The sequence below is a fragment of the Psychrosphaera sp. genome, from assembly GCF_982872775.1.
In genome coordinates this window covers 1-13,026 of sequence record NZ_CEYNSH010000041.1, presented here as the reverse complement: position 1 = coordinate 13,026, position 13,026 = coordinate 1, and the positions used below count along the sequence as shown (strand labels likewise).

7 protein-coding genes and 1 tRNA gene are annotated in these 13,026 nt (G+C 42.2%); 2 read left to right on the top strand and 6 right to left on the bottom strand.

What is annotated here, in order from left to right; all coding sequences use genetic code 11:
• Positions 1–124 precede the first annotated feature (124 nt).
• The 4 genes from AC4E96_RS11375 to AC4E96_RS11360 all read right to left on the bottom strand — a co-directional run bounded on the left by AC4E96_RS11375 (position 125) and on the right by AC4E96_RS11360 (position 4,795).
• A tRNA-Pro gene (locus AC4E96_RS11375) sits at positions 125–201 on the bottom strand.
• A 96-nt stretch (positions 202–297) separates the two neighbouring features.
• Complete coding sequence (locus AC4E96_RS11370; protein ID WP_490255901.1) at positions 298–2,856, bottom strand: EAL domain-containing protein; 2,559 nt, start codon at positions 2,854–2,856, stop codon at positions 298–300.
• A gap of 56 nt (positions 2,857–2,912) precedes the next feature.
• On the bottom strand, positions 2,913–3,533 hold the full coding sequence (gene dcd, locus AC4E96_RS11365) for a dCTP deaminase (RefSeq protein ID WP_490255900.1): 621 nt from the start codon (positions 3,531–3,533) through the stop codon (positions 2,913–2,915).
• Between the two features lie 128 nt (positions 3,534–3,661).
• Positions 3,662–4,795, bottom strand: coding sequence for an Mrp/NBP35 family ATP-binding protein (locus AC4E96_RS11360; protein ID WP_490255899.1), 1,134 nt, complete (start codon positions 4,793–4,795; stop codon positions 3,662–3,664).
• A 110-nt stretch (positions 4,796–4,905) separates the two neighbouring features.
• Between AC4E96_RS11360 and metG the strand changes: the two genes are divergently transcribed.
• Together metG and AC4E96_RS11350 are read left to right on the top strand one after the other, a co-directional pair.
• Entirely contained in the window at positions 4,906–6,939 is a 2,034-nt protein-coding gene (gene metG / locus AC4E96_RS11355; RefSeq protein WP_490255898.1) for a methionine--tRNA ligase, read from the top strand.
• Between the two features lie 228 nt (positions 6,940–7,167).
• On the top strand, positions 7,168–8,820 hold the full coding sequence (locus tag AC4E96_RS11350) for an AMP-binding protein (protein ID WP_488032600.1): 1,653 nt from the start codon (positions 7,168–7,170) through the stop codon (positions 8,818–8,820).
• Positions 8,821–8,964: 144 nt separating this feature from the next.
• Here AC4E96_RS11350 and uvrB read toward each other — a convergent pair whose 3' ends face one another.
• The gene (gene uvrB, locus AC4E96_RS11345; protein WP_488032599.1) at positions 8,965–10,986 is read right to left on the bottom strand and encodes an excinuclease ABC subunit UvrB; all 2,022 of its coding nucleotides are present in this window, start codon (positions 10,984–10,986) and stop codon (positions 8,965–8,967) included.
• Complete coding sequence (locus tag AC4E96_RS11340) at positions 10,973–12,355, bottom strand: MATE family efflux transporter (RefSeq protein WP_490255897.1); 1,383 nt, start codon at positions 12,353–12,355, stop codon at positions 10,973–10,975. Before AC4E96_RS11340 ends, uvrB begins: the two co-directional genes overlap by 14 nt.
• Positions 12,356–13,026 lie beyond the last annotated feature (671 nt).

Here is a 13,026-nt window from a genome sequence, read left to right as displayed (position 1 = left end):
CGCCATTCTGGCGTTCCAAATTGCTCCGGGCAATTTGGTGAACCGCTTCGCTGGTTCTAAATCCAGAGGGATTTCTGCTTATTTCTGAGTGTTTGATTTTACAAAGGTATATGAAGATAAGAATTGGTCGGACTGACTGGATTTGAACCAGCGACCCCTGACACCCCATGACAGTGCGCTACCAAGCTGCGCTACAGTCCGACAACAATCTAGAGGGAATAATATAAAACTATCAAAGATTTGCAATGCATATTTGTAGCAGTGCTGGTGAATGCCTATTAATCCACCAGCGCTAAGTTAACCATCTGCATCGATGCAGAGGTTGCGGTCTTTTTTGTAGAGCTCCTGAAGCCAACGCATGTATTCAATAAATGGTTTTGGTTTTGAATACAGGTATCCCTGACCAACCGGACATCCAAATTCCTTCACCATTTTTGCTACTTGTTCGTTTTCAATTCCTTCTGCAACTGCATTCACCCCTAGTTTTTTAGCGAGTAATAAGGTGACTTCTGTAATGGTACGATTTCGCTCTGAAGCATCAATATTCATGAAGCATTTGTCGATTTTGAGTTCGTGAAACGGGAGTTGACTCAAATAGTCAAGGCTTGAATAACCCGTGCCGAAGTCATCAATCGCAATTTTAAAGCCTTGTTGGTACAACTCTGACAGTACTTTTTGAGCATGTTTAGGATCTTCAGCGGTAGCCGACTCCGTCACCTCTAGGGTCACCGTCGATGGTATAACACCAAACTTCGCCGCACAGGTAAGAATGTGAGCGACCAAGCCATTATCATTAAAGTCTTTGCCCGATATATTAATCGAGACATTGGTCTCAAACCCCAGCTTGTACAACTTTGAGTGCTGTTGAAAGCCTTTGGTGATGACCCATTCAGTAAGTTGATGAATAACTCCCATTTCTTCAGCAATTTCAACTAGGTAAGCTGGAGAAATAAAGCCATCAACAGGGTGAATCCATCTTAACAATAGCTCGCTACCATGAACCCTATTGGTTACTAAGTCGATTTGAGGCTGATGGTATAAGTCTAATTCGTCTTCTTCTATTGCAGCTTGAAGGTCGGCAGCGAGTCTAAACTTTTGTTTAATGTCCGTGCTTCGCTGTTCATCATAACGGGCCCATTTCTGATCGACCGTTCTGCCGACATTTAATGCTTGCATAGTTGTACTGAGTAGCTTGTCGGGATCTTGTGTATCTTCAGGATAACTTGCTACACCAGCGGCCGTGCTGACCGACATGGATAAACCGTTCACCTCAACAATTGATGCGGCTGCATCTTGGATAATCTTTACTTTATGTTCGATTTCTTGATCGTCAATCACACCGATAAACAACACAGCAAAACGAGATTCATCTATGCGAACTATGTGTAGAGGTTGACGATTTTCTCCAGTCGCAAACGTATACACCCCATCTAAGTTACATATATATTCGTGAATACTTTGAAACAAACGACTAAAAAATTTATTTGCCGTTTCTGTGCCAAGTGCTGGAATAACGTCTTTAGTTTGAGTGATTTCAAACACGCCTAAGGCCATGCTTTGGCTACTTTTTGCCACGTTTTTGATGGCACTTTCAAGCAACATTTGATTTGGTAAGCCCGTTGCCAAGTCGTGATTAATTCGATAATCACGGTCAAGCTGGTTTGCTCTGAAGCGATCTAAAAGCGCCAGAGCCATAATACAAACCTCAAACATGACACCAAGTAATGAAGCATTTTTGGTAAAGAAATTGTAAGGCAAACTACCGTTGTATGCGGCCATTGTGACAATGGTTCCTGCTAAAAGGGGAATCCAAGAAATTAAGTAATATCGGACCCAAATCAATCTACTTTTAAACACCATAGCCATTAACGCCAGCGCGTAGGTATATCCTAGTGCCGTGCCTATAAAGTACAGAGGCAACATGGTCCCTTCTGCAAAAAATAAACTTGCAACACCAAATAAAGCTAAGGCTATACAAAGGTTTTCACCTATTTTGACGAACCAGGGTTTAACAGTTTCAAAACGTAAAAAGCTAATTGCAAACTTAATGGCGTAAATTAACGCGAACGTATGTATAGGTATGATTAAATATTTATTCGCCCACATTGAAAACTCGGACGGCATCATGAAAAACGTAAAACCATTAATCATGCTTATGGAAATGACAGCTCCAGCCACATACATAATGTAATGCAAATAGGAGAGATCACCCACCCCTCTAAACATGAAGAAGTTGTATATGATCATTATGACGCCAATCCCAAACAAAGCACCGAGCAAAATTAGTTGAGCGTTGGTTCGGAATTGGGACTTCTGAATATCTTCAATCAAAATAGGTGTGGCCGGGGCACCGTTGGTTTTGATACGAATATAGATCTTTGTTTTGTTACTCATTCCACCAAACAAACTAATTTGTGGTGAAACATGGTCTATGGCGTATTTAGCTTGGTTTTGGTCACCGAGCTGCTTCTCAAACACCACTTTGCCTTCATAGTGAACATAAAAATGAATACTATCTAAGGTGGGGTTATCGACTGTAATTGAAAATGGTGTTGCAAAACGCCCTTCTTCTGTTTCCGATTTAGTTGTGATCTTGTACCACATCGAAAAGTCTAGGCTATCTGGCTTATGGATTATTCGCTTGTCGTCGGCAAAGATGCGGTCGGGCAATAAATCCACTTCTTCAATCGACATCGGATTACTCGTGTCGTCGATAAACTGAATATTAAAGCTATCTCGAATGTCTTCATCGGTCTGCTCACCGACAAAATAAATTGAATAAACGAACCCACAAGTGACTAATAATAGCCACGCAAAGATGACAAAAAAATAAGTAGATTTGTATTTAAAAGGCACTTACCGCTCCTACAGCCCATTTAATCTGCAATATGCTAGTTTGACTGGGCTTTTCCTTACGCCTCGCCGACCTTACCAGTCCCTTCTTCGTCAGCACTGTCGTGGTTAATTCGGCTGCCATCTGCACCTTCTTGGTTTTTGTATTTTGCATCACTGCGGGATGTATAAGGTCTCGCAGCCGGCCCTGTCATAGTTTCAAAGCTCAATGCACCAATCTTCATATGTGGTTTAAGTGCCAGGGGTAGTTTTCCTGAATTGTAGAATTCTAATACGATATTGCCTGACCAGCCTGGGTCGATTCGGTGAGCCGTAACGTGGACCATCAGTCCAAGTCTAGCTAATGATGAACGTCCATCAAGCCAACCGACCAAATTATTTGGAAGGGTAATTGATTCATGAGTAATGGCTAGCGCCAACTCACCCGGATGTAAGAAAAAGGCTTGGTCTTCTGCCATAACGATCTCATCACCCATAACCGACTCTAGTGCTTTTTGAGTTGCTTCTTTAGGGCCGCTAAGATCAATGTAAGGGGCATGATGATCTTGAAAGACACGAAACTTGTTACCCAAAGTAAGGTCAACTGTAATACCTGAGATTAAATCGTTCGATGGACGAGGTACGATGTTAATTTCACCATCATCAAGTTTTTGAATAATATCTGTATCACAAAGGCGCATCTTAGTTTTCCGTTATATATGTTATTTAGGGTTTTGATTTTTATGTTGCTTTAAAAATGTTTCATTTTACTGAATGATATTTTTAACACATCTACTTTTTCTTGTTAGTGTCTTTGCCAACCCATTCGCTACATCACTGATATCGTCTGCGGGGTCGACTTGGACAGTTGCATCATAAGAGATAATGCTAATTTCTGATACTCATTATTTGTATCATTTGGTGACGATGACTGCCTTTCGGTTAGTGCAAATGGTTGACCATCATCTGCTCTCTGTCTAATCGCTGGTAACAGTGGTAATTTAGCGAGTAGTGGCACTTGATGTTTGGTCGCACATTCTTGCCCTCCATTAACCCCAAATAGCTCGTGAGTATGGCCACATTCTGTGCAAACAAATTGACTCATATTCTCAATCACCCCCAAAACTGGCGTATTGACCTTTTGGAACATGGCAATGCCTTTTTCGGCATCGGCTAAAGCGATATTTTGTGGGGTGGTGACGACAACGGCACCATGACACTTAACCGTTTCTGACATGGTTAACTGGATGTCTCCGGTACCTGGCGGCATATCGACCAATAGAACATCGAGCTCTGGCCAATTGGTTTCGTTGATGACCTGCATCAAAGCACGTGAAGCCATTGGACCGCGCCAAATCGTCGCTTTGTCCTCAGGTATCAAAAAACCTATCGAATTTAGATACACACCATGCTGATAAAAAGGCTCCATGGTTTTTTCATCATGGGTCACAACACTTTGGCCTTGTAGACCAAACATCATTGGAACGGAAGGACCATAAATATCGGCATCTAATACACCGACTTTGTAACCCTGTTGCGACAATGCCACCGCTAAATTTGCCGTTACTGTGCTTTTACCAACGCCACCTTTGCCTGAGGAAACGGCAATTACAAATCGTGCTTGCTTGGGCTGGCTTGGCGCTACGCTTGGTAAGGTACAGTTAATATCGATTTGAGGCTGATTTAGCGCTTCAGCATCAAAATTTTCTTCTATAATCTGCTCTAACGCACTAACTAATTCTGCTTTAAAAGGCCCGACTTGAAAGCCCAAAGTCAAAACAATATGAACTGGCTCAACAGATTTCACCTCTACACTCACAGGCGAAGTGATGCCCTGAGTAAAATGTGTCGTGCGAATCTTTGGGAATGACGCAAACAAAACCTTTTTTAATTTTTCGGTCGAAATAGGATTTTGAGGTGATGAGGTGCTAGATTTTTTAGCAAACCAGTTCGAAAGTTTCATTTATTAACCATCTCAGCGCGTTATGGTGGTGCATATTGATGACAAATTATGTAACATCACGGCCCTAAATAGTAGTGTTTACTAGCGATATTAAAAAGGTTTTTCAAACTATGACAGCTCCTCGCAAAATTCTTGTGACAAGTGCATTGCCATACGCCAATGGTTCTTTGCATTTGGGCCACTTAATGGAATATATCCAAACGGATATTTGGGTTCGTTTTCAAAAGGCCCAAGGTAACGAGTGTTACTATGTCTGCGCCGATGATGCGCACGGCACACCTATTATGCTTAAAGCTCAGCAACAAGGTATTAGCCCAGAAGAAATGGTGGCCGCCGTTCGTGAAGAGCGTATTGTTGATTTTGCTGATTTTCACGTCGAGTTTGATAACTATCACAGTACTCACAGTGAAGAAAACCGTGAACTGGCATCACTTATTTACAACCGTTTGAATGACGCTGGCTATATCGCCAAGCGCTCGATTTCACAATTGTTCGATCCAGAAAAAGAAATGTTTTTGCCAGATCGTTTTGTGACGGGCACTTGCCCAACGTGTAAAGCGCCTGACCAAAACGGCGACAACTGTGACAAGTGTGGTGCGACGTACAGCCCAGTTGATTTAATTGACCCTAAATCAGCGGTTTCTGGCGCCACACCGGTACTTAAAGACTCAGAACACTACTTCTTTGATTTACCGAAATTCGAGCCAATGCTAAAAGAATGGCTTCGCAGCGGTAGTATCCAAGCGGAAATGGCCAACAAGCTAGAAGAATGGTTTGAGCAAGGCTTACAACAATGGGATATCAGCCGTGACGCACCTTACTTTGGTTTTGAAATTCCAAATGCTCCGGGTAAATACTTCTACGTTTGGCTAGATGCACCAATTGGTTACATGGCAAGTTTCAAAAACTTCTGTGACAATAACCAAGTCGATTTTGACGCCTTCTGGAACAAAGACAGCGATGCCGAGCTTTATCACTTTATCGGTAAAGACATCATCTACTTCCACAGTCTATTCTGGCCTGCAATGCTTGACGGTGCGGATTTCCGCCAACCGACAAATGTATTTGCACATGGCTTTGTAACGGTGAATGGCGAGAAAATGTCTAAGTCTCGTGGTACTTTCATCAAGGCACGTACATACCTTGACCACCTAAACCCAGAGTACTTGCGTTATTACTTCGCCTCTAAATTAAACAGCGGAATTACCGATCTAGACCTTAATTTAGAAGACTTTGGTCAAAAGGTGAACTCAGACTTAATCGGTAAAGTAGTTAACATTGCAAGTCGTTGCGCTGGTTTCATCAAGAAGCGTTTTGATGGCAAATTATCAGACAACATCGATAACCCTGAGCTGTTAGCTGAATTCCAAGCAGCAAAACCTGCAATTATTGAAGCCTTTGAAGGTCGTGAATTTGCCAAGGCGGTTCGTGAAATAATGGCACTTGCAGATAAAGCCAACAAATACATCGATGACAAGGCACCGTGGGTATCAGTTAAAGACGAAAATCTTCAACAGCAAACCCACGACGTTTGCTCTATGGGCATCAACTTGTTCCGTATTCTGATGACTTACTTAAAACCAATTCTTCCGGCAATGGCCAAAGAAGTGGAAGCCTTCTTAAATGACGAGTTAACATTTGATGGCATCGATTCGCCACTTCTAAATCACGATATTAATAAGTTTAAAGCGCTTATGCAGCGTGTAGATATGGATAAGGTTGCAAACATGGTTGAAGACTCAAAGGAAAGCCTACAAGCCGCTGAAGAAGCAAAACCAGTAGTCACGGGTCCTTTAGCCGACGAACCTATTGCCGATGAAATTGAATTTGGTGACTTTGCTAAGGTCGACTTACGTATCGCTAAGATTATTTCAGCCGAGCATGTTGAAGGCGCAGACAAACTACTTAAGTTCCAATTGGACTTGGGTGGCGAAACGCGTCAAATCTTTGCGGGTATCAAAGCAGCCTACCCTAATCCAGAGGAATTAGTTGGCAAACTAACGGTTGTTGTTGCAAACCTTAAGCCTCGTAAGATGCGCTTTGGAATGTCTGAAGGCATGATTTTAGCTGCAGGCCCTGGCGGCAGTGACTTGTGGATCCTTGAGCCACACGAAGGAGCACAGCCTGGTATGCGTGCGATGTAAGCTTATAACAAGGTTTCTCATTAAAAAAATGAGAGCACTTAAAATTAAGGTCAACGATGAGTTGGCCTTTTTTTTGGCTAAAAACAGCCTTACTTATCGGCAATTAAACCAACTTTCGCTACAAATAGGTTGGCTAAGTCCAGAATTTTTATACATAATGGACGGATAAGTATTTTAAATATCAACACTAAGTAAACGTCAAACTAATAACAATAAAAGGAAATCGGAATGGACGTATCTGTAATGAGTCCGATTCATTGGTTGGAACATTGGGTTGCGCAAACCCCTGATAAAGTATTTTTACACCAACCAAAAAATCGCCAAATCGAAACGCATACTTGGGCGGAAATCAAACAGCAAGTAGAGGGTGTTGCAGCAAGCTTACATCACTTAGGCCTGCAAAAAGGTGACAAGGTCGCTATTCTTGCGAAAAACTGCGCAGAATGGTTCATTGCTGATTTAGCAATCATGCGCGCCGGCATGGTCAGCGTTCCTATCTACCCTTCTGCCAATGCCGATACCATTCAATATGTTTTGACGCACTCCGAATCTAAAGCGGTATTTGTCGGTAAACTCGACAATAATGACATGGCTGACAAAGGCGTTCCTGGTAACCTTATTCGTTTAGGAATGGGATATGACACGGTTCCGTGCCAACACAGTTGGGAGCAGCTTCAATCACTAGGTGCACCTATTGCCGAACACTATCCGACGATGGACGAATTAATGTCTATTATTTACACCTCTGGTAGTACGGGTAACCCAAAAGGCGCGATGATAAAGTTTCAAGCTTACAATTGGGCAAATAATAAAATTGTAGATGTATTGAATTTTGACTCCAAAACGCGCTTCTTGTCCTACTTACCACTAGCCCATATTACAGAGCGTTGTTTAGTTGAAGGTGCCGCTTTCCACAGCAATATGACGATTTATTTCACCGAATCGCTCGAGCACTTTGTAGAAGATTTAAATTACGCCAAACCAACGGTATTTTTCTCCGTTCCTCGTCTGTGGAGCCTTTTCCAAAAGAACATCATCGATAAACTTGGTCACAAAAAGCTTGAGTTTTTATTAAAAGTGCCAATCGTATCTGGTCTTATTAAAAAGAAAATTCAAAAGGCATTGGGCTTAGAACACGCACAAATCGCCGCATCAGGCTCTGCACCGATTTCTCCGGCGCTTATTCATTGGTACCAAAAAATCGGTATCAATATTTGTGAAGCCTGGGGCATGACAGAAAACTGTATTTACGCAATTGGTAACTTCCCATTCCGCCAAGAAGCCATCGGTACGATTGGCCGAGTGTTACCGGGCTGTGATATCAAGATTGCAGACAATGATGAGTTGCTATTCAAAAGTGGTGGCCTATTTACGGGTTATTACAAAAATGACGAAGCAACCGCTGAGGCCTTTGATGAAGATGGCTTCTTTAAAACGGGTGACCTTGCTCGTCAGGAAGCCGACGGTTCGGTTCGTATCATTGGTCGCGTAAAAGACAACTTTAAAACCGCAAAAGGTAAGTTTGTATCACCGGTGCCAATTGAAAAGCGCATGGCGCAAGACCCACACATAGAACTGCTATGTGTTTTAGGTTCTGGTATGGCCGCTCCAGTAGCGCTTGTACAGCTTTCTGAAGGTGCGTCTGTGATGCCACGACCTCAAGTTAAAAAGTCTCTTGAAGAGACATTAAAAGACGTAAACGGTCATTTGGAAAGTCATGAGAAGATTGGTGCAGTCGTAGTGGTTGATGAGCCGTGGACACCAGAGAATGACATCCTAACACCGACACTTAAAATCAAACGTCATGTGTTACACGAGAAATACGCACCTCGTATCGAGATGTTAAAAGGTAATGTAATTTTATGGGAAGACGAGCTGTAACGCTTCCCTCTTTGCAAACCTTGCTAAAGCAATAACAAACGCTTTATATAAAGCCATAAAAAACAGCGCTGGGATTTACCACCCGCGCTGTTTTTTATGTTTTGTCATCTTGTATTTCGGCTTGCCGTTGGCCAAAGGCTATAACTAGCTATTTTTAATCAGCTGCTCTTGTAGCTTTTGGACTTGGTCTCTCAGCTCTGCTGCTTTTTCAAACTCAAGATCTTTTGCATATTGCAGCATTTTAGCTTCTAGCTCTTTGATCTCTTTACTGATCTCAATCGGTGACTTCTTCGCATACTCAGCCAGGCCCTCTTTTAACAAGATTCGCTGAGCTGCGTTTGCTGGTTTGTCCGCTTCACCGACATCCATGATGTCTGTGATCTTCTTATTCAATGCGGTTGGTGTAATACCGTGCTTTTCATTGTAAGCAATTTGCTTTTCACGACGTCGTTCCGTTTCATCAATGGCTCGACGCATCGACTTCGTTATTCTATCGGCATACAAAATCGCTCGGCCTCTAACGTTACGTGCCGCTCGACCGATAGTCTGAATAAGCGAACGGTCAGAACGTAAGAAGCCTTCTTTATCCGCATCAAGAATGGCAACGAGTGAGACTTCTGGCATATCCAAGCCTTCTCGTAGTAGGTTGATACCCACAAGGACATCAAACTTACCCGCACGTAAATCTCGAATAATTTCGATTCGTTCGACCGTATCAATGTCGCTGTGAAGGTATCTTACTTTAATATCGTGATCCGACAGATAATCGGTTAAGTCTTCTGCCATCCGCTTGGTCAAAGTCGTGACTAACACACGCTCATCGACTTGAACACGCTTTTGAATTTCTGACATCAAGTCATCGACTTGAGTCGCAATTGGCCTGACTTCTATTTCAGGGTCTAATAGACCAGTAGGTCGCACAACCTGCTCGGCGATTTCATCTCCTGATTGCTCCAACTCGTGATTACCAGGTGTTGCTGAAACATATATGGTTTGAGGTGCCAAGCGCTCGAATTCATGGAACTGCAACGGTCGATTATCCATGGCTGAGGGCAATCTAAAGCCATATTCAACCAGGTTTGACTTTCTAGACCTGTCCCCTTTGTACATAGCGCCGATTTGCGACACGGTCACATGCGACTCATCTATGATAAGCAAACCATCACTCGGAAAGTAATCAATTAAAGTCGGTGGCGCTTCACCTGGATCACGATTAGATAAATAACGAGAGTAGTTCTCGATGCCCGAGCAATAGCCCAACTCCTGCATCATTTCGATATCAAACAAAGTACGTTGACTGATACGTTGTTCTTCAATCAATTTGTTGGCGTCTTTTAGCTGTTTTTTACGCTCTCGTAACTCATCTTTGATGTGGTCAACCGCTTTTAAAATTTTCTCCCGAGGTGTCACGTAGTGTGTTTTTGGGAAGACTGTCGCACGAGTAATTTTGCGCTCAAGTGCTCCTGTTAATGGATCAAATTCGGTAATGCGTTCAATCTCTTCATCAAATAGTTCGACCCGAATCGCAAGCTTGTCAGAATCCGCCGGAAAAATGTCGATGACATCACCACGCACTCGATAACAACCGCGTTGAAAGTCCACGTCATTACGGGTGTATTGTAGCTCAGCCAGTCGCAATAGAATTTGACGTTGATCAACGATGTCACCCTCACGAAGGTGTAATAACATCTTCATATACGACTCAGGATCGCCCAAACCATAAATAGCCGAAACAGAAGCAATAATAATTACATCTCTGCGCTCCATCAGTGCTTTAGTGGCTGACAGACGCATTTGTTCTATATGTTCATTTATAGAAGCGTCTTTTTCTATGAACGTGTCGGTAGATGCAACGTAAGCTTCTGGCTGGTAATAATCGTAATACGAAACGAAGTACTCGACAGCATTATTTGGAAAAAACTCTTTCATTTCACCATAAAGCTGAGCGGCTAAGGTCTTGTTATGAGCCATGATCAACGTTGGGCGCGATACTTGTTGAATAACATTCGCCATCGTAAACGTTTTACCCGTTCCCGTTGCGCCTAACAATGTCTGATAAGCTAAACCATCATTTAACCCATCTACAAGTTTTTGAATCGCGGTTGGCTGATCTCCACTCGGCTTATATTGGCTTTTAAGTTCGAACGGTCGCTCAAGCTTCTGCATTTTTTGACTCCACTGCATCTGATTGCATCGTCTTTGATTGGACTACGGTACGCATAAACCACTGGTAGGAGATCAAAGCGGTAAACACGTTACCAACCAAACACCCAATAAATAATCCAGTTAGTCCAAACATAACATTACCAATATAGGCACATGGTAAATAGAAAATAAATAATCGAATAATACTTAACACCAGCGCTTGCATAGGTTTGTGAATCGCATTGAATGATGAGTTAGCAAGAATAATAATCCCCTGCAATCCATAACCTAACGGCATGATATAAATGAACAACTTGATAACATTCAAAACTTCAGGGTCTTCTTTGCTGAATGCCAACGCAATATAGTGGGCGACGGCAACAAGTAGGACATAAACCGCAAACTGCCAAATCAAAATAAACTTGATCACCTTTTTAAAGGCTTCTTCCACACGTCCCCATTGATTTGCGCCATAATTTTGCGAAACAAACGGCGGCAATGTCATAGAAAGGGCGAGCACAACCATACTGGCAATACTTTCAATACGAGACCCTACTCCAAACCCGGCAACAGCAGCAGTGCCATGCACAGCTATCATCGCAGTCAAAATCGCCATAGCAATTGGGGTAAGCATATTGGCACCAGCTGCAGGTAGTCCTATTGTTAATATTTTTCGACTTATTGTTATTAGCTCTTTTAAGGGAATAACGTGAGTGGCAATGAGTCCGCGTTTGACTGCCAAAACGTAAATGATGACCACAAGGCCGACGCCCCAGGAAATCACACTTGCTAATGCCGCCCCCGCAATACCCATCGCGGGTACTGGTCCGAAGCCAAATATCAAAATAGGATCGAGAACAGCATTAATTAGTCCAGTTCCAGCCATTAACATACTCGGTGTTTTGGCATCGCCGTTGGCTCTCAATATTGCATTACCTATCATAGGTAACATCAAGAACACAGAACCGACATACCAGATGTCCATGTATTCATGGATCAATGGCAGCGTTTCTTTGCCCGCTCCTAAAGCCGTAAAAATCATATCAGTTAATGAATACATGATACTCGCCAATACAAGCACCATGGTGAACCCCATGATCAATGCACCTTGACCGTCATTTTTAGCTTCACTTTTATTACCGCTGCCATTAGCCTTTGCGATGATAGCGGAAGTTCCGATTCCCAATCCAATGGCTAAACTAATCACTGTAAAGGTCACAGGAAATGTAAAGCTAATCGCGGCTAGCGGCTCTGTTCCTAACAAACCAATAAAATAGGTATCTATAAGATTGAAAGACATTAACATGACCATGCCGAACAGCACTTGTTTTGTCATCTTAGATAGGGTCGGCGCAATAGGTGCTGTTAATAAATCTTGAGACTTAGACATGAAAAAGGTCACATAAGGAAAAGATGGCCATATTCTAATGAATGTTTAGACAGGGTTCACCCTACAATTTGGACTTTTTTGATCATTCTTAAATTTTATTAACATTAGATTCTAAATTTTCTATTTTTCAACCAATATTTTCACTTTTTAATCAAAAAATACTGCTTTTGTGCACAGCCTTGGGGCAATCCCTTAAAGACCTGATTAAAAATCAAACCAAGAACTTAAAAAATACATATTTTTTACATAAACCATTGTTTTAATTGAAATTGTCAAAAATTGACATTTTTTTCATTTGTAAGTATTGACACCCGAATTTATTGGCCTAGCGGATTGTATTACAATATCACCCACAGAGTTATCCACAGAATCAGTGGATAACAAGCTACATCCCTTGATATTCGTACAATTAGGATCGTTGAGAAAAGATCTTTAATGTATAAGAACGAAAACGGATCGCCACTTGCACAGTAATTGAGCAAAAAACCTCATATTGTTTACACTTTGTACAAACAGTTAAAAATCTGAGTTTTGAAGACAAAATGTAGTTGACAGGTCCCCTTGGTCTAATTAACATTGCGCCCCGTTGTTGAGCACACCAGTGCTTACTTCGTGATTCCCCCTTAGCTCAGTTGGTTAGAGCGACGGACTGTTAATCCGCAGGTCCCCCG

Coding starts and splice junctions, on each gene's coding strand:
- dcd (WP_490255900.1), bottom strand. CDS start 3,533: ATGCGCCTTTGTGATACAGATATTATTCAAAAACTTGATGATGGTGAA.
- AC4E96_RS11360 (WP_490255899.1), bottom strand. CDS start 4,795: ATGAAACTTTCGAACTGGTTTGCTAAAAAATCTAGCACCTCATCACCT.
- metG (WP_490255898.1), top strand. CDS start 4,906: ATGACAGCTCCTCGCAAAATTCTTGTGACAAGTGCATTGCCATACGCC.
- AC4E96_RS11350 (WP_488032600.1), top strand. CDS start 7,168: ATGGACGTATCTGTAATGAGTCCGATTCATTGGTTGGAACATTGGGTT.
- uvrB (WP_488032599.1), bottom strand. CDS start 10,986: ATGCAGAAGCTTGAGCGACCGTTCGAACTTAAAAGCCAATATAAGCCG.
- AC4E96_RS11340 (WP_490255897.1), bottom strand. CDS start 12,355: ATGTCTAAGTCTCAAGATTTATTAACAGCACCTATTGCGCCGACCCTA.